General features: G+C 69.2%; 16 protein-coding genes and 1 riboswitch. Of the genes, 4 read left to right on the top strand and 12 right to left on the bottom strand.

Annotated elements, in window-relative coordinates; genetic code table 11:
• The first annotated feature begins 20 nt into the window (after positions 1–20).
• Together J7520_RS15540 and J7520_RS15535 are read left to right on the top strand one after the other, a co-directional pair.
• Positions 21–1,130: a glycosyltransferase gene (locus tag J7520_RS15540; RefSeq protein ID WP_291190037.1), complete on the top strand. Its 1,110-nt coding sequence runs from the start codon at positions 21–23 to the stop codon at positions 1,128–1,130.
• Complete coding sequence (locus J7520_RS15535) at positions 1,123–2,400, top strand: O-antigen ligase family protein (RefSeq protein ID WP_291190034.1); 1,278 nt, start codon at positions 1,123–1,125, stop codon at positions 2,398–2,400. Before J7520_RS15540 ends, J7520_RS15535 begins: the two co-directional genes overlap by 8 nt.
• On the opposite strand, the gene J7520_RS15530 is transcribed toward J7520_RS15535, so the two are convergent.
• The 3 genes from J7520_RS15530 to lpxL are packed head-to-tail and all read right to left on the bottom strand — an operon-like array spanning position 2,360 to position 7,378.
• On the bottom strand, positions 2,360–3,745 hold the full coding sequence (locus tag J7520_RS15530; RefSeq protein ID WP_291190031.1) for a DUF3999 domain-containing protein: 1,386 nt from the start codon (positions 3,743–3,745) through the stop codon (positions 2,360–2,362). The two genes, J7520_RS15535 and J7520_RS15530, sit on opposite strands and share 41 nt — an antisense overlap.
• Complete coding sequence (locus J7520_RS15525; protein ID WP_291190028.1) at positions 3,742–6,429, bottom strand: DUF2339 domain-containing protein; 2,688 nt, start codon at positions 6,427–6,429, stop codon at positions 3,742–3,744. The genes J7520_RS15530 and J7520_RS15525 overlap by 4 nt, the downstream gene beginning before the upstream one ends.
• A gap of 22 nt (positions 6,430–6,451) precedes the next feature.
• Positions 6,452–7,378 carry an LpxL/LpxP family Kdo(2)-lipid IV(A) lauroyl/palmitoleoyl acyltransferase gene (gene lpxL, locus J7520_RS15520; protein WP_291190025.1) on the bottom strand — a complete coding sequence of 309 codons (927 nt, stop codon included), beginning with the start codon at positions 7,376–7,378 and terminating at the stop codon, positions 6,452–6,454.
• Positions 7,379–7,518: 140 nt separating this feature from the next.
• On the opposite strand from lpxL, the gene waaA reads away from it, so the two are divergent.
• On the top strand, positions 7,519–8,823 hold the full coding sequence (gene waaA, locus J7520_RS15515; RefSeq protein ID WP_291190022.1) for a lipid IV(A) 3-deoxy-D-manno-octulosonic acid transferase: 1,305 nt from the start codon (positions 7,519–7,521) through the stop codon (positions 8,821–8,823).
• Between the two features lie 732 nt (positions 8,824–9,555).
• Here the strand turns inward: waaA and J7520_RS15510 are convergent.
• From J7520_RS15510 to J7520_RS15495, 4 genes are all read right to left on the bottom strand, one after another.
• Positions 9,556–10,056 (bottom strand): hypothetical protein, encoded by a 501-nt coding sequence (locus J7520_RS15510; RefSeq protein ID WP_291190019.1) that lies wholly within the window; start codon positions 10,054–10,056, stop codon positions 9,556–9,558.
• Positions 10,057–10,739: 683 nt separating this feature from the next.
• Entirely contained in the window at positions 10,740–12,128 is a 1,389-nt protein-coding gene (locus tag J7520_RS15505) for a TolC family outer membrane protein (protein WP_291190016.1), read from the bottom strand.
• Between the two features lie 51 nt (positions 12,129–12,179).
• Complete coding sequence (locus J7520_RS15500) at positions 12,180–12,836, bottom strand: protein-L-isoaspartate O-methyltransferase (protein ID WP_291190013.1); 657 nt, start codon at positions 12,834–12,836, stop codon at positions 12,180–12,182.
• A gap of 116 nt (positions 12,837–12,952) precedes the next feature.
• The gene (locus tag J7520_RS15495; RefSeq protein WP_291190011.1) at positions 12,953–13,312 is read right to left on the bottom strand and encodes a hypothetical protein; all 360 of its coding nucleotides are present in this window, start codon (positions 13,310–13,312) and stop codon (positions 12,953–12,955) included.
• A 399-nt stretch (positions 13,313–13,711) separates the two neighbouring features.
• Between J7520_RS15495 and J7520_RS15490 the strand changes: the two genes are divergently transcribed.
• On the top strand, positions 13,712–14,383 hold the full coding sequence (locus J7520_RS15490; protein ID WP_291190008.1) for a TetR/AcrR family transcriptional regulator: 672 nt from the start codon (positions 13,712–13,714) through the stop codon (positions 14,381–14,383).
• On the opposite strand, the gene J7520_RS15485 is transcribed toward J7520_RS15490, so the two are convergent.
• The 5 genes from J7520_RS15485 to hemW all read right to left on the bottom strand — a co-directional run bounded on the left by J7520_RS15485 (position 14,367) and on the right by hemW (position 20,798).
• Positions 14,367–14,723 (bottom strand): PilZ domain-containing protein, encoded by a 357-nt coding sequence (locus J7520_RS15485; protein WP_291190005.1) that lies wholly within the window; start codon positions 14,721–14,723, stop codon positions 14,367–14,369. The two genes, J7520_RS15490 and J7520_RS15485, sit on opposite strands and share 17 nt — an antisense overlap.
• On the bottom strand, positions 14,720–17,011 hold the full coding sequence (locus J7520_RS15480) for a DUF1631 family protein (RefSeq protein WP_291190002.1): 2,292 nt from the start codon (positions 17,009–17,011) through the stop codon (positions 14,720–14,722). Before J7520_RS15480 ends, J7520_RS15485 begins: the two co-directional genes overlap by 4 nt.
• A gap of 118 nt (positions 17,012–17,129) precedes the next feature.
• Positions 17,130–18,968, bottom strand: a complete 1,839-nt coding sequence (locus tag J7520_RS15475; RefSeq protein WP_291189999.1) for a TonB-dependent receptor — start codon at positions 18,966–18,968, stop codon at positions 17,130–17,132.
• A 139-nt stretch (positions 18,969–19,107) separates the two neighbouring features.
• A riboswitch (cobalamin riboswitch) is annotated at positions 19,108–19,343 on the bottom strand.
• A gap of 97 nt (positions 19,344–19,440) precedes the next feature.
• Positions 19,441–19,629, bottom strand: coding sequence for a CPXCG motif-containing cysteine-rich protein (locus J7520_RS15470; RefSeq protein ID WP_291189996.1), 189 nt, complete (start codon positions 19,627–19,629; stop codon positions 19,441–19,443).
• The gene (hemW, locus tag J7520_RS15465; protein WP_291189993.1) at positions 19,626–20,798 is read right to left on the bottom strand and encodes a radical SAM family heme chaperone HemW; all 1,173 of its coding nucleotides are present in this window, start codon (positions 20,796–20,798) and stop codon (positions 19,626–19,628) included. The genes J7520_RS15470 and hemW overlap by 4 nt, the downstream gene beginning before the upstream one ends.
• Positions 20,799–20,818 lie beyond the last annotated feature (20 nt).

Here is a 20,818-nt window from a genome sequence, read left to right as displayed (position 1 = left end):
TTCGATCGACGTCCGCGCCCATGTCGCGCAAGCTCACCGTCGCGCAACTGATCCCGGCGCTGGACGCCGGCGGCGCCGAGCGTTCGACGCTCGAGATCGCGCGCGCGCTGGTCGCCGACGGGCATCGTTCGATCGTGCTGTCGCGCGGCGGGCGCATGGTGGAGCGGCTGCTCGCCGAGGGCAGCGAGCACGTCGAGCTCGATCTGGCGCGCAAGTCGCCGGCCAGCCTCGCCCGCGTGCCGGCGCTGCGCGCGCTGTTCGAGCGCGAGCGGGTCGACCTCGTGCACGCGCGCTCGCGCGTGCCGGCCTGGCTCGGCTGGCTCGCGCTGCGCGGCTGGCGTGGCCGGCCGCGCTTCGTGACCACCGCGCACGGTCTCAACACGCCGGGTTTCTACAGCAGCGTGATGACGCGCGGCGAGCGCGTGATCTGCGTGTCGAACACCGTGCGCGACTATCTGCTGCGCCACTATCCGCACACCGATCCGGCCAAGCTGGTGGTCATTCCGCGCGGCATCGATCCGGCCGAATTCCCGTACGGCCACCAGCCCGACGCGCCGTGGCGCGAATGGTTCTTCGCCGAATTCCCGCAGCTCGCCGGCGCGCCGCTCCTGACCCTGCCCGGACGCGGCACGCGCCTCAAGGGCCACCCCGATGCGATCGAGCTGGTCGCCGACCTGAAGGCGCGCGGCATCGACACGCGCCTGCTCCTGCTCGGTGCGCGCCAGGTCGGGCGCGAGGCGTACATCGCCGAACTCGAGCGACTCGCCCTCGAACGCGGCGTCGCCGACCGCCTGGCGATCAGCGCGCCGCGCGACGACGCGCGCGACGTCTACGCCTGCTCGGCGCTGGTGCTGCAACTGTCGAACAAGCCGGAGTCGTTCGGCCGCACCGTGGTCGAGGCGATCGCGCTGTGCCGTCCGGTGCTCGGCTACGACCACGGCGGCGTCGGCGAACTGCTGGCCGATCTGTATCCGGCCGGCCGCGTCGCGCCGGGCGACCGCGAGCGCCTGGCCGAGCGTGCCGCCGAACTGCTGCGCTACGCGCCGGCGATTCCGCCGCTGACGCGCTACCGGCTCGTCGACATGCAGAACGCCACCTTGGCGCTGTATCGCGAACTCGCCGATGGCTGAGTCGACCTTGAAGACGCGCCTCGCCGCCTGGCCGGTCGCGCTGGTGCTCGCCGTGATCGTGCTGCTGCCGTTCGGCCGCAGCGCCGAAGCGCCGATCGTGCTCGGCGCGCTGGCGGCGCTGGTGCTGCTCGCGCGCGGCCGGCTCGACTGGCGTCGCGACGCGAGCCGATGGGTGCTGGCGCTGTTCGCCTGCTACTGGATTCCGGCGCTGGTCTCCGGCCTCGGTGCGGTGGAGCCTGGCAAGACCTGGTCGACCGTCGGCGTCACCTTGCGCTTCCTGCCGTTCGCGCTGTTCACGGCGTGGGCGCTGCGGCGTCCGTCGAGCTGGCGCGCAGTGAACGCGACGATCGCGGTGGTCGTGCTGCTGTGGCTGCTCGACGCCTACGTGCAGATGGCCAGCGGCCACAGCCTCGGCGGCGCGGCCGACAAGGAGCGGCTGTCGGGCATCTTCGGTGCCGGCAACCTCAAGCTCGGCCCGACGCTGGCGGTGCTGTCGCCGTTCGTGCTGCTCGCCGCGCGCACGCGTTTCGGACTGCGTGGACTGCTGCTCGCGTTCGCCGTGTTGACGCCGCCGATCCTGCTCGCCGGTTCGCGCGCCGCCTGGCTCGGCTACGCCCTGGTCTGCCTGCTGATCGCCTGGCACGAGACGCGCAGCAAGCGCCGCTTCGCTCTGGCGCTGCTGGTGCTCGCGCTCGGCGTCGCCGCGCTCGGCACCCTCGCGCTGCGCGACTCCGAACGCTTCGGCGCGCGCGTCGAACGCAGCCTGCTCGCGCTGCGCGGCACCGAGGCCGCGGTCGACGAAGCCTCGGCCGGACGCCTCAGCATCTGGAGCACGGCGTTGAAGATGACCGCCGCGCATCCGCTGAGCGGCGTCGGCGTGCGCGGCTTCCGCTACGCCTATCCGAAGTACGCGTCGGCCAACGACCGCTTCGTCGACACCGACGGCGAGGTCGGCGCCTCGCATGCGCACCAGATCGTGCTCGAAGTGCTCAGCGAAACCGGCCTGGTCGGGTTGGCGTTCTGGCTCGCCGGCGCCTGGTTCGCGCTGCGCGCATGGCGCCGCGCCGCGCCCGCCGCGCGCGAGCGCGCGCTCGCGCCGGGCCTGGCCCTGGTCGCGATGTGCTTTCCGCTGAACACGCACCTCGCGTTCTATTCGGCCTGGTGGGGCCTGCTGTTCTGGTGGCTGCTGGCGCTGTATTGCGCAGCGCTCGGTGCCGACGAAGCGCCGGCTATTTCGAAAGGTCCTGTTTCTTCTCGCGCAGCAGACTGAGCGCGAAGCCGCCGACCGCCGCCGCGCCGGCGACGAGCACCGCCCAGAGCAGCCAGCGCTGCCACGGCAGCGGCGGTTCGGGTGCGCGCAGCGCGACGTCGCCGGCGCTGACGCGCGCGGCGCCGAGGGTCGCCGTGGGCGGCTGCCAGTCGCGACCGAGCGTCGTGCGCAGGCTCGCCAGCGCGGTGTCGACCGGATAGTCGGGACGGTGCGCGCTGCGGCTGCCGACGGCGAGGGTGTACGGCCCGGCGCCCTCGGCGAGGAACACGAAGGCATCGGCGCGATAGCCCAGCGTCAGCTGCGGCGCGGCTGCCAGCGGCGTGCGTGATCGGATGCGAAACGTGCGCAGCGGCGGGCCGGGCGGCAGTTCGACGTCGTCGTTGCGCACGATTCCCTCGCCCTGGCGCAGGCGGTACGCATCGAACTGCGCCAGCGGCCGCCACGTCGCGGCGTCGTCGCCGCGCGCGAGCAGCGTCAGTTGCGCCAGCGCGTTGTCGTTGGCGAGTTCGACGCGAGCGCGGTCGGCCGGCAGTCGCGCCGGCAAGGCGTAGTCGAACCCGTCGGGCGTATCGCTCGCGGCCGCGGGTTCGGCGCGCAGCCAGCTGCGCGGCGATTCGTTCTGCGTGCGCTCGGTCGAGCGTGCCTGCACCGAGAGACCGTCGAGTTCGGCGCCGTCGTCGAGGCGGTGCAGGCGGAAGTAGCGCGCGCGGGTCGGCGCGACCGCGAACTCGCGGCGGTCGATGCGCACGCCGTCGCGTTCGAGCGCGACGACGCCGGCGGTGCCGAGATCGCGCCAGCTCTGCAGATCGTCGCTGGCGGCGACGGCGAAGCGCGCCGACACGCCGGAAGTCGGCGCGGACCAGTCGAGCGCGAATCCGTCGACGGCACGGTCGAGCGCGGTCGCGTCGATCAGCCAGTCGCGCGGGCGCGCGTTCGCCGCGGCCTGCTCGCCGGCGTCGATGCGGCGCAGGCGCCCGTCGGCGTCGCGGTCGATGACCAGGCGCAGGTCGTTTCCGTTCGACGTCGCCGCGGCGGCCGGAAGGGCCAGGGTCGGCAGGGCGAGGAGATGCTCGCGCGTCAGCGCCGCCGGCGCGCTGCGGATGCGCGCGACCGGCACAGGCTGGTTCGCCGCGTTGAAGACCGCCAGGTCGCGCAAGTCGGCGTCCTGCACCCAGGCGTACGCCTCCGGCGTGAGCTCGATGCGCCAGGCGCTGCTGGTCCCTGCGCCGCCGCTCGCGGGCGGGCTCGTTTCGATCGGGAAGGTGTAGGCGTAGTCGGCCGGCGTCGCCGCAGCGGCGACGCGCAGGAACAGGGCGGCGGCGATGGTGACCGCGCAACGCATCATGCGGCCTCCTTCGCGCGCGCCGGCGCCGGTGCGAAGTAGCCGATCACCGTGCACAGCAGGCCGTAGGCGATGAACGAGGCGATGCCGAACAGGTTGCCGAGGCGCAGGCGGTCGATCAGCAGCAGCTTGGCCAGCACCAGGCCCATCAGCACCGCGCCGGCCAGCCACAGCGTGCGTTGGCCGCGGCGCGAGCCGAGGATCCAGGCGACCACGCCGGCCAGGCTCCACACCACCGTCAACGCGGTCTGCGCCGGATTGGATTGCCACAGCTGATCGCTCCACGGCACGCCGTCGTAGTGATGCACGGCGCGCAAGGTCGCCATCGTGACGAAGGCGAACGCGGCGATCGCCAGCGGCAGGCTGCGCTGCTGCGCGGAGAGCGCCGCGGTCGCCGGATCGGCCAGCCAGCGCGCGAGGCAGAGCAGCAGGCCGATCTGCGCCAGCTCGATCGGATTGAGCAACGGCAGGAACGGCAGCGGCGCGCTGGCGCCGGGCGAGGCGAGCAGGGCGACGAAGGCGAGCGCGCCGAATGCCGCCTGCGAAGCGAGCAGCAGGCCGCGATGGCCGTCGAAACGCGCGCCGAGCGGCGGCGCCAGCCATGCCGGGCGCAGCAGCGCGAGCGCGAACGCGGCGATCAGCGGCACGGCGGCGAGGCCGTCGTGCCAGCCGTCGGCGAGCTTCGCGTCCGTCGCGCATTGTTCCAGCGCGATCGCCGCGGCGAAGGTCCAGCTCCACAGCCAGCCGAGGTGCGCGACGCGCAGCGGCACGGTTTCGCCGTCGCGCAGCGTGCGCAATGCGAACATGCCGCACGCCGCGTAGAACGCCAGCGTGGCGAGTGCCGCCGGCGAGTACAGGCGCGCACCCGTTTCGCTCATGCCCGGCACGATCAGCAGCGCGGCGGCGACCGCCACCGCCGCGGTCCAGGCCAGTGCCGCGCGCGGCAGATGCCGGTACGCGAACGCGGCGAGTGCACCGGTCAGCGCCGCGACGGCGAGCCAGGTGTGCGCACGCAGGGCGGGATCGGCGAAGCGCTCGATCTCGTACGCCGCGGCGGCGAACCACCAGAGCAGGCCCCACAAGTACAGCACCAGCGCCTGCGGCGGCTTGGCCTCGGCGCGATCGTGCAACCAGGCGCTGGCGAAGGCGGCGCCGGCGAGCAGCAGGGCGGTGATGAAGGTGCCGTTGGCGATCGGCGTCGCGTCGTCGCCGGCCGTGTTCAAGGATCCGAGCAGGAACGCGCCGGCGGCGAGCGCCTGCAACGCCAGTCCGCCGAGGCGCGGCAGCAGGCGCTGCTGGCGCAGGCCGAGCCAGACCAGGGCGGCGCCTTCGAGCGCGAACGTGCACGCGGTCGAACGTGCGCTGAGCGCGAGCGGGACCGCCAGCGTGGCGAAGCCGACGGCGAGCACCGCGAACGATTCGCCGAGCACGCGCAGGCGTTCGCGCGGCAGCAGGCGCCAGGCGAGCAAGGCGTAGATCACCGCCAATGCGAGCGCCGAATACGCCAGCGGCAGACGCGCGTAGTCGAGCAGGGCCGCCTGCAGCGCGAACGCGATCAGCGGATTGCCGAACAGCAGCGTGCCGTCGACGAGATCGCGCCGCTGCGGTGCCTGCTGGCGCGCGTACAGGATCGGCACGGCGAGATAGATCGCGAAGTAGATCAGCAGGAACGGTTCCGTGCTGCCGAACAGTTCGCTGCGATAGCGCAGCACGCCCCAGGCGGTGCCGATCGCGTAGGTGAAGAAGAAGCCGAGCAGGTTCAGCGCGCGCCACGGCCGCAGCCAGGCGATGGCAAAGATCGCCAGGTTCAGCAGCGCGTAGTAGGCGAACAGCACGACGTGGTTGCCGCTGCCGGTGGAGATCAGGATCGGCGCGGCGAAGCCGGCGAGAATGCCGAGCAGGGCCAGCGCGAGCGCGTCCTGCAATACGGCGAGCACGCCGGCGCCGGCGACCAGCACGAGCATCAGGGCGAATGCCGCTTCCGGTCCGAGCAGACCGTACAGGCGGAACGCCGCGAACACGGTCAGCAGCAGCACGCCGATCGCGCCGCCTTGCAGGCTGAGCGCGAAGCTGCGGCGCGTGTGCCGCTGGCGCCAGCCGAACACCAGTCCGCCGATCGCGGCGAGCGCGATCGCGGCCAGGCGCAGTTCGATCGGCACGCTGAGCCAGCCCTGGTCGGAAGCGAGTTTCAGCAGCGCGGCGACACCGGCGAACAGCACCAGCATGCCGATCTTGACCGGCACGTTGCCCTCGGTGAACCAGCGCTTCAGTGCCGCGGCCAGCTTCTCGGCGAGGCCGGGTTCGGTGGGCGCGCTCGGCGCCGCGGCGTCGATGCGGGGCGGTGTGGAAGGCGGCGTCGATGCTGGTGGCGTTTCGACGGCTTCGACGTCCGCGCCGGGCACGCTTTCGCCCACGGCGGCGGGCGCGAAGGGCGGTGCGGCGACGGGAACGGCCGGCGGCGATTCGGTGCTCGTCGCGGCGTCGGTGCGGGCGGGGGAAGGCTCGCGCGCGCCGCGCAGTTCGGCGATTTCGCCGCGCAGCTGGTCGACGGTGCGCGTCAGCGTGTGCAGTCGCGCCAGCACGAAACCGATGCCGATCGCACTGAAGAAGCCGATCGGTACCGACTCGGTCTGGAAGGCGATCACGACGCCGGCGATGAAGGCGGCGAGGAATCCCAGCAGTTTCATGCGATCTCCCCAGTCGGTCGCTTCATCGGCGGTAGACGTCCGCTTCCCCGGGCGGGCGCGTCTTGAAGCGCTTGTGCATCCAAAGGTACTGCGTCGGTGCCGCACGTACCATGCGTTCGATGCAGGCGTTCACGCATGCCGTGTCGGCGACGACGTCGGCGCTCGGAAAATCCTGCAGCGGCGCTTCGAGGCGGATCGCGTAGCCGCCGCCGTCGAGGCGGCGGTGGAAGAACGGGATCACCAGCGCGCCGGACAGTCGCGCGAGATGGTGTGTGGCCGTGATCGTCGCCGCCTGCACGCCGAAGAACGGCGCGAACACCGCGTCCTTGCCGCGCATGTCCTGGTCCGGCGCGTACCAGATCGTGCCGCCGCTCTTCAGCCAGCGCACGCTCTGGCGCAGCTCGTCCTTGGTGAACATCGCGTCGGCGTAGGCGTGCCGCGCGCGCTTGATCGCCCACTCGAACGCGGCGTCCTCGTGTTCGCGGTACATGCCGGCGATGCGGATGCGCTGCGACACCAGTCGCGCGCAGAGTTCCAGATGGGAAAAATGCGCACCGACCAGCAGCACGCCCCGGCCTTCGGCGCGCGCGGCCTCGAGGTGGTGCAGGCCTTCGATCTCGAGCGGGATGCGGTCGATCGCGCGCTGCGAGCCCATCCACGCCAGCGCGAACTCGATCAGCATGACGCCGCCGTCGCGCAGGTTTTCCTCCAGCATCGCCGCGCGTTCGGCGGCGTCGAGCTGCGGGAAACACAGATCGAGATTGCGCGCGGCGACGTCGCGCCGATCGCGCAGGCCGCGCGCGGCGAGCCAGCCGATGCCGCGGCCGATCCCGAGCAGCCAGCGATACGGCAGCGTGGCGGCGAGACGGATGAAGCCGAGGCCGATCCAGGCGGGCCAGTGGCGCGGGGCGAGCAGGGTGGGTCGGAACGGCGGAGCGGTCGGTGGCATCGGCGCGATTGTAGTGGGGGACGCTCTCGTCGATGCGCTCTCGATCGGTGCACTCCGGCTCATGCCGTCCGGAAAGCCGAACGGTCCGTCGCAGCGGGCCGGCTGGCTATACTGCGCCGCCCCCGTTGCCGACTCGATTCGTGTTCCAGCGCTTCATCTACACCTTGACGCTGTACCTGCTGACGCCGTTCGTCGTCTACCGGCTGGCCGCGCGCGGCTTCAAGTATCACGGCTATTTCGCGCGCTGGCGCGAGCGCTTCGGCTTCTTCGCCGATCCCGGCATCAAGGACAGCATCTGGATCCACGCGGTCTCGCTCGGCGAGGTCAACGCGGCGGTGCCGCTGATCGAAGCCTTGATGCGCCGCTATCGCGACACGCCGTTCGTGATCACCACGGTCACGCCGACCGGCTCCGACCGTGTGTTGCAGTTGTTCGGCGACCGCGTGTTCCACGTCTACCTGCCGTACGACCTGACCACGGCGGTGCGGCGCTTCCTCGATCGCGTGCGGCCGCGCCTGGCCGTGATCATGGAAACGGAGATCTGGCCGAACCTGTTCATGGCCTGCGCCGAGCGCAGCGTGTCGATCGTGGTCGCGAACGCGCGCCTGTCGGAGAAGTCGTTGCGCGGCTACTGGCCGATCCAGCCGCTGGTGCGACGCGCGATCCGCTGCGCGAGCTTCGTCGCGGCGCAGTCGGCCTCCGACGAGGAGCGTCTGCGCACGCTCGGCGCGGCGGAACCGCGGCTGGCCGTGGTCGGCAATCTGAAATTCGACATGAGCGTGCCCGACGACGTGCGCGAGCGCGGCGCCGCGTTCCGCAGCGCCGCCGGCGGCGGCCGGCCGGTGTGGATCGCGGCGAGCACCCACGAGGGTGAGGAGCTGGTGGTGCTGAAGGCGCACGCGGCGGTGCTGCGCCGCTTTCCGGACGCGCTGCTGCTGGTCGCGCCACGCCATCCCGAGCGCTTCAAGCCGTTCGCCACCGCCTGCCGCGCATTCGGCTTCCGCACGCTGACGCGCAGCGAAGAGGGCGGCGCGGATCCGAACTGCCAGTGTTTCGTGGCCGATTCGATGGGCGAACTGCTCGCGTTCTACGCCGCGGCGGACGTCGCCTTCGTCGGTGGCAGCCTGGTGCCGGTCGGGGGCCACAACCTGCTCGAACCGGCCGCACTGGCGCGACCGGTCATCGTCGGACCGCAGACTTTCAATTTCGCTGAAGTCACCGAGGATCTGATCGGCGCCGGCGCGGTCATGCGCATCCTCGACCCCGAAGAGCTCGGCCCGGCGGTGGTGCGCCTGCTCTCACGCGACGTCGAACGACGCAGCATGGGCGAGGCGGCGCGGGCGGTGATGGAGCGCGAGCGCGGGGCGGTCGCGCGGACGATGGCGATTGTGGAGAACGTGCTGGTGGAAGCGGAGCGCTCGGGCGCGGGGAATGGAAGTCCCTAAGCTTTCCCGTGCCGTATGTGCCGCGCCCTCAGGCTCCGTGGAATGCGAACTCCCGCCCCGACTGGAGCAGGCGATTCGCTATCTGAGAACTTCTCTTGAGTGACTCCATGAAGAATGTAAAGCCATACTCCACGAAGTTCGCTACTCGACGGAGAAGTGCAGCAACTCAACCGGCGCACTCAGGCTGAGCGTAAAGGAGCCGCATCCGGGTGTGTCTACGTCGACGTCACCCACGATCAGATAATAAGTGCCTAAAGGCGTGTCGTCGGTATCGTGCGAAATAGATATTGCACCAGGCCCCGAGCGTGTGACGTCGTCTATGCAGGTCGTGTTGGAAGAGCACGTTCCTCGAACATAACCAAGCCACGGAACGAACGCCGTCGTATTGACGGTAATATTGTAGGAAAGGCCGGGCTGGCCAACGATAAGTTCGTAGATGGCTACGCCGGCGCCATTCAACGTTTCCGCGTTGTTGCATGCCCCCGCAAGGGCTGAGCCGCCTGCTTGACAAGTGTCGCCTACAAAATTGCCCTCGCGGAGAGAGCCCGAAAACCCCGTGCAAGTTTGAGCGGATGCGGATTGTGCGAAAACCGAAACACTCACCGCTACAGCAGTGGCTAGAAAATGCCTTTTCATTTCACATTCCTATGGAATGGCTGAAGTGGTTTTTTAATTTTGGTGGTCTGAAGATTTTTTTACCAAACAAAAATATATCTTCGTGACATTAAGTCATTATTCGATGGAGAAGGACTGCAATTCGACCGGTGTAATGCGCCAATTGACAGTAAAGGAACCGCACCCGGGAGTATCTACATCAACGCCGCCCACGATCAGATAGTAGGTGCCCGGAGGGGTATCGCCTGCGCTATGCGTAATGAATATTTCGCCAGGCCCCGATCGCGTAACATCGTCGATACACGCCGTATTGGAAGAACAAGTTCCACGAATATAGCCTAGCCACGGAACGAATGCGGTCGTATTTACAGTTATAGTATATGAGGCTTCATCGGGAATATGAAGCTCATAGATGGCCACGCCAGCGCCATTCAATGTCTCCGCGTTGCTGCATGCCCCTGCAAGGGCCGACCCGCCTGCTTGACAGGAGTCGCCTTGAACTGAGCCGCCCTTGGTGGCGATAAGTCCGGAGAATGCCGTGCAAGTTTGAGCGGATGCGGCGCTTGCGACTGTCAGGCAGCCGATCGCGGCCGCGATGGTCAGCAGATGCTTTTTCATGTCGATCCAATGCGATTGTTGAGTGGCCATAAATGCCGCGCGTGGCGAATCACTCGACCATGCGAGTGAGCTACGCGGTGGTACCCCCGAGCCGACGCTCATGCGGACAAGCGCCTGTTCGTCTTGTTACACCGGTTGATTCGATTGTGTCAACTTGCGAGGCGGAAAGCGGGAATCAGGGGTCTGAGATCCCTCCCCGTGCGATCGACGATCTTGCGCGCGACATGGTCGCCTTGCTGGTCGGCGCCCAGGGGCTGCGGGCGGGGAGGAGGAGGCGCCTTCGGGAGTTCACTCGACTGGGCACTCCGGTCAGCGCCCTCTCGGCCGCTCCAATAGGGCCGCCGCCTCACGCGGTTGGATTTTCGATTGCTGGAGCAGGTGTCGCGTTGGATTGGCGAGCCTGCGCGGCAATGCATCGCGGTGATATCGATCACCTACGTCGCCGCTGAAAAATCGCTAGCGATAGCGGCGGCGGCTTTGAGGGCAGGAGAGCCCCGGATCGAACGGACCACTGCCAGCTCAGCGGTTGCGCGCAGCATCGTTTTTTGCGGTGCGGTCCAAGTGACATTCGTGCGATCGCATTTGTCGAGTGAGGGCCCGTGAGCCCAGTTCGAAAATGCCGGTGCACAACCGGATTCGCGATCAGCCAGGGTGCGCGGTTCGCGCACCCTGGAAATCGAGCATCACTCGAGCAGCGCGTTGACCGCCTCGAGATCCTTCAGCTCGACCACGCCAGCCGCCTGCTTCAGCAGCAGGCCGTTGACCACGAAGGCGTGGCGCGCGGCCGAGTACTGGCTTTGCGCGTTGAGCAGGGTCTGCTGGCTGATCAGCACGTCGACGATCGTGCGCGTGCCGACTTCGTAGCCGGCCTGGGTGGCGTCGACCGAGCTCTGCGCCGAGACCACGGCGGCCTTGGTCGCTTCGACCTGGCTGGCGCCGGCGATGACCGAGCGATAGCTGTTGCGCGTGTTCGCCTCGACCAGGCGGCGGTTGAATTCGAACTGGTCCTGCGCGAAGTCGCGCTGGTGGATCGCCTGGCGCACGCGCGATTGCGTGTAGCCGCCGCTGAAGATCGGCACGTTCAGCGAGAACGTGACCGACGGTCCCCACTTGGGCTCGCCGGCGCCGTCGTGGAACGAACGGCCGATGCCGCCGTAGCGGGTGTCGCCCCACTGCGAGCTCTTCGAATAGCCGAGCTGGCCGGTGATGGTCGGCAGGTGGCCGGCGCGCGCGGTGTTGATGTTCGTGTTCGCCGCATCGACCTGCAGCGAGGAAGAGGCCAGGCTCGGATTCTGCTTCAGCGCGACGTCGACCCAGGCGGCCGGATCGTCCGGCGTGGGATGGTCGAGCGGCAGGTTCTCGCGCAGCTTCTTGAACTCGCCGGGTTCCTTGTTGGTGAGGCGGCGCACCGCTTCGCGCGCGGTGTCGACGGCGTTCTGGTTGCTGATCACGCTGGCGACGGCCTGGTCGTGCTGCGCCTTGGCGTCGTTGACGTCGGTGATCGCGGCGAGACCCACTTCGAAACGCTGCTGCGCCTGCTCGAGCTGGCGTGCGAGCGCCTTCTCGTTGGCGTTGGCGAATTTCAGCGCGTCGATCGAGGTCAGCACGTTGAAGTACGTCTGCGCGGTGTCGATCATCAGCTGCTGCTGCGCGGCGCTGTAGGTCGCCTCGCCGGCCTCGGCGGTGTACTTGCTCGACTTCAGAGCGGTCCACTTGCTGATGTCGAGGATGCTCTGGTTGAGCGACGCGCCGTAGGTGCGCGTGTGATTGGTGACGGTGGTGCTGGTGTAGGCCAGCGGCGGAAGCGGGGTGCCGTCGAGGGCTTCCTGCTTGAGGACTCCGTCGGCGTCGTTGCCACCGCGCGAGCGCGTGTAGTCGATGTTCGCGCCGAGCTGCGGCAGCAGGAACGAGCGCGCCTGGTCGACACCCTCGTCGGTCGCCAGCTTGGTCGCTTCGGCGCCGGCCAGGGTCGGGTCGGAGACGCGCGCTTCCTGATAGACCTGGATCAGGTCGTCGGCCTGCGCGGCGCTCGCGCCGAACGCCAGCAGCAAGGCCAGCGAGAGGGAACTCATGCGGATCATTCGATCGTCCTCGAAAAGTGGGGGCATTCCACCGCCGTGCGCTTACAGAACAAAGCGGCGCGGCGGTTCGGCGTTCTTCAGGTACGGCACATCGGTCTCGAACAGGACTTCCTGCTGCCAGTGCGTCTCGTCCAGACGCCGGAACAGCGTGGCCTGCATCGCCGGCGAGTCGCCGACGATCGCGAACAGGCGACCGCCCGGCTTGACCCAGCTGCGGAAGCGCTCCGGCAGGGAGTGCACCGCGCCGCCGACGACGACCGCGTCGAACTGTTCGCCGGTGGTGAAATCGCGGACGGCATCGCCGATTTCAAGGCGCGCGTTGCGAACCTGCGCGGCCGCCAGATGCGCGCGTGCGCGCTCGACCAAATCGGGGTGACGTTCGACGCTGATGACCAGGTCGGCGAGAAGCGCCAGGCAGGCGGTCAGGAAGCCGCTGCCGGTGCCGATCTCGAGCACGCGCTCGCCGGCTTCCGGCGCGATCGCCTGCAGGATGCGGCCTTCGACGATCGGCTTCAGCATCGTTTCGCCGTGGCCGATCGGCAGGGCGAGGTCGGCGAAGGCGAGGCTGCGGTGCTGCGGCGGCACGAACTCCTCGCGGCGCACGCGGCGCAGCGTGTCCAGCACGCGCATGTCGAGCACCTCGGAAGGGCGCACCTGGTTCTCGACCATGTTCTGTCTGGCCAGCTCGGTGTTCAACATGACGGACAACTCCAACCGGCAAACAAAAGGATCGGGAGCATAGGCACTCCCCGCGCTTGCTGCAATCTACCTTGACGGCGCCACGGACGGGACCGAAGTGCCGGAAGTCATCGCGTTCAGGCCGCCGCGCCGGCGGCGTGAACGGACAGCTCCTCGCGGGTCCGCGTCAGCGCGGCGCCGACCTGTGCGGCCAGCATCGCGTCGATGCGCGCGAACAGGCGCACCGCATCCGCCGCCTGCGCCTTGCCGCTCGCCAGCTGCAGCCCGAGCCAGCGCTGCAGTTGCGTGTGATCGTCCGCGGACAGTGCGGACAATGTCCGCCGCGCCGCGCTGCGCAGCTGCGCCAGCCGGAAGGCGGCCGCTGGGCCGCGCCTGGCTTCCAGCAGCGCCGCGAACGCGCGCTGCGCCAGACGCAGCGGCAGACCGACGTCGCCGCCCGGAGATTGCGTGTTCGTCGCGATCGCCGGCAGGTTCATCGCTGAACCCTCGAAGCGGCAATGGCACGAGTTGTGGCATACAGATGCTCGGTACGCAGACAAGGTTGCATGGTGTCCCTCCTAGCAAGACACACGCCAACGCGGATGTGATCGACCCGGATACGAAAAATCCGGCGTCGAAGACGCCGGATTGCCCTGTGATAATGCTCTCGGCCGCGTCGCCCGGGTGCGGGAGGGGGAGAGTTCCCGGGCGACGCGGCGAGAGACTTGAACTGGGGTACGTGAACCGAATCTTTCAAGGGAAGGCGGCCTCGATTTCATCGTCCTCTGCCTTCCATCTGTTCGGCCGCTGCGTACACGCTTAAAATCGCGCGCAGGCTTTTCATGTACCGACCGGTATAGTATAGTAAATGAACTCAGCAGTCCAGTAGCAATGCCATGACTCTAGCCATCGCCAAGTCCTGCGGCCCGGGCCGCCCGAAGGATCTCGAGAAACGCGCCGCGATCCTCGACGCCGCCAAGAACCTGTTCCCGCGTTCCGGCTTCGAAGGCACCAGCATGGACGCGATCGCCGCCGAGGCCGGCGTGTCGAAGCTGACGGTCTACAGCCACTTCACGGACAAGGAGACGCTGTTCGTCGCCGCGATCCGCGAACGCTGCGCCGAGCAGATGCCGGCGACGCTGTTTTCGATCGACCGCAAGGCGCCGGTGCGCCGCCAGCTGGAAGCGATCGGACGCGCGTTCTTCGCGTTGATCACGCAGCCCGAGTCGATCGCCCTGCATCGGCTGATCACCGCCGGCACCGCTTCGGCGCACAAGCTCGCGCAGCTGTTCTGGGATTCCGGTCCGCGTCTTTTGCACGAGGACTTCGAGAAATTTCTGCGCCAGGAAGTCGAGGACGGCCAGCTCGACATCGACGACGTGACGCGCGCGACCTCGCAGTTCTTCGCCCTGCTCAAGGGCGAACTGCACGCGCGCATGTTGTGCGGCTGCTCGCAGCCGATCACCACCGACGAGGTGGAGACGCACGTGCGCGCCACGGTCGAGTTCTTCCTGCGCGCCTATGCGCCTTGCGCGGAACGCGCGGCGATGATCAAGGCGGTGCGCTGACGGCGCCGGCGAGCGCGCCGAGCCATTCGCGCAGCACGCGCTCTTCCGCCTCGCCGAGGTCGATGAAGCGGAATCCGGCCCAGTAGCGGCCGGGCCGCTGCGTCGGTTCGTTCCAGATTTCGTGCACGCCGACCTCGATCGGCTGCAGGCGGCCGTGCTGATCGGGCAGCTGGAACGAAAACTGGTACAGCGCGTCGTCGACGACGGCGATATCGGTCAGCAGCATCATGCCTTCGAGCGACAGGTTGCCGAGCTGGCCGACGACGCTCCCGCTCATCGCGTCGGTCACCTGCAGCGGCATCGTCGGACGCTTGCGCGGAACGCGGCGTTTCTCGATCACGGTGCCTCCCGTTCGGAGCGGTCCGCCGCGGACGCATCCGGCTTGGACAGGGTGTCGAGGATCGCCTTCCACGCGCGGTCGATCAGCGAGGTCTGCGGCGGTATCTCGATGCGCGCCTGACCGCGCACGAGATCGCGCGCCAGTTGATCCAGCGTGCGGTCCTCGCAGCGCGCGCCGCGCTGGTTCACGAATAGGCAGCGCTTCGTCACCGTCGAAAACCAGGCCAGCTTGCGACGCACCGACGCGCCTTGCTGATTCAAGGTGAACACGAACCAGGTTCCGAACGGGACTTCGCGCAGGCGTTCCAGCGTCGCCAGCTCGGTCGCGTTCAACGGAATCGGTTGCGGCTTCGTCGCCGGTTCGGTCGTCGCGGCCGGAGCGGCCGGTTCCCCGAAGCGGGCCCGGCCGCGCAGGACCTCCTCGACGCGCGGCCGATCCGGCGATGCGTCGGCGGTGGTCGCGGCCGGTTCCGGGGCGAGCCCGGCGAGCACGCCGGCGACGTCGTCGGCGGGCAGGCCGATCTCGGCGAGGCCGGCTTCGAGTTCCTGCCGGACCGAATCGTCGATCGTCTTCGCCGCGTCGCCGCGCACCAGCGCCGCCGCCACCGCGAGGCGGCGGCGGAACTCGTCGCTACCGCTGCCGTGGCGCAGCGCGCTGAGCGCCAGCGCATCGGTCCAGGCCTGCTCGAGCAGGGTGCGCACCGCTGGCGCCGGCGTGCCGTGCTGCAATGCCTGCGCGACCGCTCCGCGCGCCGTCGCGCGTGCGATTTCGATCCGCTCGCGCCCTTGTGCCGCCTCGATCTGGCGCCGCTCGAACACTTCCGCGCGCCGCGCCAGCAGTTGCATGTGGCCGCTGAGGTCGGCGAGCAGATTGCCGAACAAGGCGGGATCGCCGTCGTAGTCGGCGCTGACGCTGTCGACGACCAGGCGCATCTTGGCCGACAGATCCGGATCGGAATCGCTCTCGTCGATCCAGCGCTCGCCGGTCTCGGCGATCGTGTTGAGGAGTTCGCGTGCGGGATGCGAGCGCTGCGTGAAGAAGCTGCGATCGCCGAGCGCGACGCGCAAGACCGGCACGTGCAGGCGGTCGAGCAGGGCGCGCGCGCCGCTGTTCGCGCGCAGGTTCGTGCCGATGTATTCGAACAGCAGGCCGACCAGGTCGATCGTGTCGCTGTCCTCGTCCTGCAGACGCAGCGCGCCGCCGTGCGGGCCGGCCTTGCGCAGGCGGTCGAACAGTTCGCGTTTGAATTGCGCGTTGTCGTAGCCCGGCTCGGCGCTGGTCGAGTCGGGCGCGCGGCGCTCGCGCTGCAGGACGCCGAGCAGGATCTGCAGGTCGGCGCGGCTGGCCGGCACCGCCGATGGCGCGGCCGCGTGACCTCCTTCCCGGCGGCGCCGTTCGGCCAGCAGGCGATACAGCGTGCCGAACAGCTCGACGTCGTCGGCGGCACCCGCATTCGCCCACATCGAGGGCGCGCTCGCTGCAGGCACCGGCGATGCCTCGGCGGCCGACGACGTCTGCGCAGGCATCGGCGTGCTCGCGGGACGCGCGCGCTGCGCGCTCCAGTGCAGATTCGGCAGGATGCGATGGGCGACCAGATGGGCGTGGATCGCGTCGTAGTAGCGGCCGAGCGTCGCCAGCGCGACGCGATCGAACGTGCGATAGGCGAGGACGCGCCGCTCGACGCCCAGGTCGATGCCGTCGAGCGCGTGACGGAAGGCGGCGATCAGCTGCGCCGGCCCGAGCGGCAAGGTTTCGTGCGGCCAGGCCGGCGCCGCAGCGAGCACGCCGAAGCGATGCGCCAGCGCGTACAGCGCCTGGCTGTTGCGGATTTCCGACTTGCCGGCGACTTCGCGCTGCGCGAGTTCTTCTTCGAGCGCCGAGGGATCGACCAGCTCGAGCGTGGTCGTCGGCGCGGGCGTCGCCGCGGCGGGCGTCTTGCCGCCGCGGATGCGCGCCAGCGTCGATTCGACGTGCTGCAGAAAGCGCGGCACGATCTCGGCGCGGTTGCGCCGCAATTCGCCGAGGCTCTCGAACAGGGTCTGCTGCTGTCCGTTGCTGACGGCGTGCTCGGCCAGCTTGAACAGGTTGCGGTCGAGCTCGTCCAGCGTCTGCTGCAGCGCCGCGCCGAAATGCGCGTACGTGGTGCTCAGCAGTTCGTCCAGCACCGCGCGCACGCGCGGCGGCAGGTCGGCCCGCCGCGCCAGCGAAGCATGCGTCGCACCGTGGTCGCGAATCGTCCTTCTCCCCTGCGGCGGCGCACGGGCGGGCGCCGCCGGACGAAAGCCCATTCGCATCGAGCGCGGATCCGCGCATCGACGCCCCCTGGCACGGCCGGGAAGTCGGCCGGGCCGGGGGTATTCTGGCACGTCACCGCACCCTGCGTCGGGGCGGTCACCTCACGTCACATCACGGGCGAGGCTGCCAGATCACTTCCAGGAAGCCCGAGCGTCCGGCGGTGTTGTAGCCGCGCACCAGCTCGTAATCGCGATCGGTCAGGTTCTCGACGCGCGCGGCGAGGCTCCAGTCGCGGTTCAGCGTGAGGCCCGCGCGCAGGTTGACGATCGCATAGGAGGACAGGTCGATCGTGTTGCCGCCGAAGGTATCGTGGCGGCGGCCGGCGTAGACCAGCTCAGCGCCGGCGCGCCAGCGCTCGCCGAAGGAGCGCTCGACCACGCCGGTGAACTTCTGCTTCGGCCGGCGCAGCAACTGCTGGTCGGTGTCGCCGTTGCGTGCGTCCATCCAGGTGTAGTTCGCGCGCAGCGACCAGGCGTCGAGTTTCAGCTGATACTCGATCTCGGCGCCGTCGATGTCCGCCTTGGCGATGTTCTCGGCGCGGCTCTGCGGACCGGTGAAGCTGATCAGGTCCTTGACGCGGGTGGTGTACAGGTTCGCCTTGATGCGCTGGTTCGCGTCCGGCGTGAACTCCACGCCGAGTTCGGTGCTGCGCGAGCGTTCCGCATCGAGATCGGGGTTGCCGGCAAACCAGCCGCCGTAGCCCGGGTGGTACAGCTCGTTCATGGTCGGCGCGCGGAAGCCGCGGCCGACGTTGGCGTACACGCGCAGCAGCGGACTGAAGCGCCAGCCCAGGGCGAGCGAGCCGGTGGTCGCGCCGCCGAAGTCGTCGTTGTCGTCGCGACGCAGCGAAAGCTCGCTGTCGAGCGCGCCGAAGTCGCCGCGCCAGCCGGCGAACACGGCGCGGTTGTCGCGCTCGCGCCCGTAGGTCCGGGTGTGGCTGAAGGTGTCGATCGTCTCGCCCTTCTCGCGCACGAAGTCGATGCCGGCGATCAGGCGCTGCTGCTCGCCGAGGCGGAACTCGTTCTGCCACAGCAGGCTGTTGCGGCGCGTGTGATACAGCGTCGTGAACGCCGGCGTGTCGAGGTCCTCGCGCGAATTGCCGAAGGCGAGGCGATGGTTCCAGTTCTCGCCGAGCGCGCCTTCGAGGTTGATGCCGCCGGACTGCTCGATGACGTCCGAGTAGCCCTGATCGAACTGCGTCTGGCCTTGGCTGCGGTACAGCGAGGCCGACAGCACCTGGCTGCCGAACTGGTGCGCGGCGCGGCCGGCGAAATTCGTGTTGCGGTAGCCGTCGTCGTCCGGGTTGAAGATGCAGTACGGATCGTCCGGCCCATTGCAGATGCGGCGATTGGTGACCGAGAAGCCGCCGACGTGACGCGCGCCGACCTGCACGCTGTAGCCATTGGCGCCGTCCCAGTGGCCGAAGCCGGCGCTACCGTCGGCGTCGCGGTAGCTGCCGTAGCCGAGCGCGACGCGCGGGCCGTCCAGCTTGCGCGTGAAGATCTGGATCACGCCGCCGATCGCGTCGGAACCCCAGTAGCTCGCGCGCGGACCGCGCACGATCTCGATGCGCTCGACGGTGTCCAGCGGCAGTTGCTCGAAAGCGAAGGCGCCGGTGTTCTGCGAGGACACGCGCACGCCGTCGATCAGCACCAGCACCTGGTTCGAGTTGGTGCCGCGCAGGAACAGCGAGGTCTGCTGGCCGGCGCCGCCGGTGCGGTAGAGGTCGACGCCGGCTTGCAGGCGCAGCAGGTCGATCGCATCGCGCGCGACGCTGGCGTCGATGTCCTCGCGCGTGATCACGCTGACGTCGGCCAGAGTCGAGTCGACGGTTTCGGCGACGCGCGAGGCGGTCACCTGTACGGTCGGCTGCAATTGTTCGTCGTCCGCGCGCGCGTTCGCGCACAGGGCGCCGGACAGCGCCAGAAAAAGCATGGAACGTTGAAGCACGGTGAATCCTCCTGTCGCACACCCGCGGGCCAGGGTCGGAAGGAGGAAGGCGCAGGGCGACGGACGCCCGTGCCCGTCCGTTGCCCGCCGCAACGCCTGGAGCTGATCGTCTTCACGGCGGGGCGCACGGCCGCGGTCGCGAACGACGAAAGCCTCAGGCCGGTCTCCGGGCTTGCGAGCGATGCGGCGGAGGCGATCTTGCGAAGATCGCTCCGGCGCATCGGCCCGATCGCCTTCCCGTCGCGGATGCGACAGTGGCATTCGATCGAGCCGGACTCGCTTACCGTTGCGGGGGCAGCGTGAGCTTCGCACTCACTTCCCGTTTCACCCTGGGCGCAATGACGCGGGCAGGGCACCTGCGGCGGCGCGCAGTGTAGTCGAGCGCAGGGGCGGCTTCAATTGAAGGCGGGCTCGGCGGAAAGGTAGCCGCGGGCGCCCGGTTCGCGAGCCGCGATGGCCGTGCGGGAAAGCGTCAGTCGCGATCGGTGCGCGTGTCGATGCCGGTCAATTCGCCGTTCTCGTCCACCCGCAGCGCGATCTCGATCGGCCGGCAGCAGATCGCGCAGTCCTCGACGTAGCTCTGCGAACCGGCGGAGACGTCCGCCGTGGTCGTGAAGCGCTCGCCGCAGTAGGGGCAGTCGATGGCGATGGTCTCGATCATGCGTCGTCTCGCAGGAACAGTTCGATCAGATCGTTGAGGAAGCGGCGGCCGTCCGCGCTCGGTTGCAGGCGAGTCGCGTCGTCGACCAGCCAGCCGCGCGCTCGCGCCTGCGCAAGCGGCTCGGCGATGCGCTCCGGCGCGACGCCGCTGCGTCGCTCGAACAGTACCGCCTCGACGCCGTCGTTCAGCCGCAACGCGTTCAGCATGAACTCGAACGGCCGATCCGCCGGCGCGACGGGGGCGACGCCGCCGAACGCCTCGTGGCGCGCGGCCCGCTCGAGATAGCTGCGCGGGAGCTTCACTTTCGTGGTGCGCACGATCGCGCCGTCGGTTGCGCGGCTGAGCTTGCCGTGCGCGCCGGCGCCGATACCGAGGTAGTCGCCGAACTGCCAGTAGTTGACGTTGTGCGCGCAACGGCGCCCGTCGCGCGCATACGCGGAGACCTCGTATTGCGCGTAGCCGGCTTCGGCGAGGCGCGCCTGACAGGCTTCCTGCATGTCCCAGGCGCTGTCCTCGTCGGGCAGCGGCGGCGGCTTCGCCGCGAACAGCGTGTTCGGCTCCAAGGTGAGCTGGTAGTGCGAGATGTGCGCCGGTCGCAGTGCGATCGCGCGCTCGACGTCGGCGATCGCACCGTCCGGCGTCTGCTGCGGCAGCGCGTACATCAGGTCGAGGTTGATGTTCTCGACACCCGCATCCTGCGCCTCCGCGACGGCACGCGCCGCCTCGCCCGCCGAGTGGATGCGGCCGAGGCGGCGCAGCTTGTCGTCGTCGAAGCTCTGCACGCCGAAGCTGACGCGGTTGACGCCGGCGCGCAGATAGCCGTCGAAGCGGCCGTGCTCGACCGTGCCCGGGTTGGTTTCGAGCGTGATCTCCGTGCCGGACGGCAGCGCGATCCGCGCGGCGACGCCGTCGAGGATGCGCGCGATCGCTTCCGGTGCGAACAGGCTCGGTGTGCCGCCGCCGAAGAACACGCTGTGCAGCGGACGCCGCTCGAGCGCGTCCGAGTGGGTCTGCAGATCGCGATCGAGATCGGCCAGCAACGCGTCGACGTAATCCTCGACCGGCAGCGCGCCGCCTTGCGCATGCGAGTTGAAATCGCAGTACGGGCACTTCTTCACGCACCACGGGATGTGGACGTAGAGCGAAAGCGGCGGGGCGAGGAGTGACATGGTCGTCGGGCTGCGGCGAG

The sequence above is a fragment of the Dokdonella sp. genome (assembly GCF_017744955.1).
Lineage (GTDB): Bacteria > Pseudomonadota > Gammaproteobacteria > Xanthomonadales > Rhodanobacteraceae > Dokdonella_A.
This window is presented reverse-complemented; position numbering and strand designations above follow the sequence as displayed.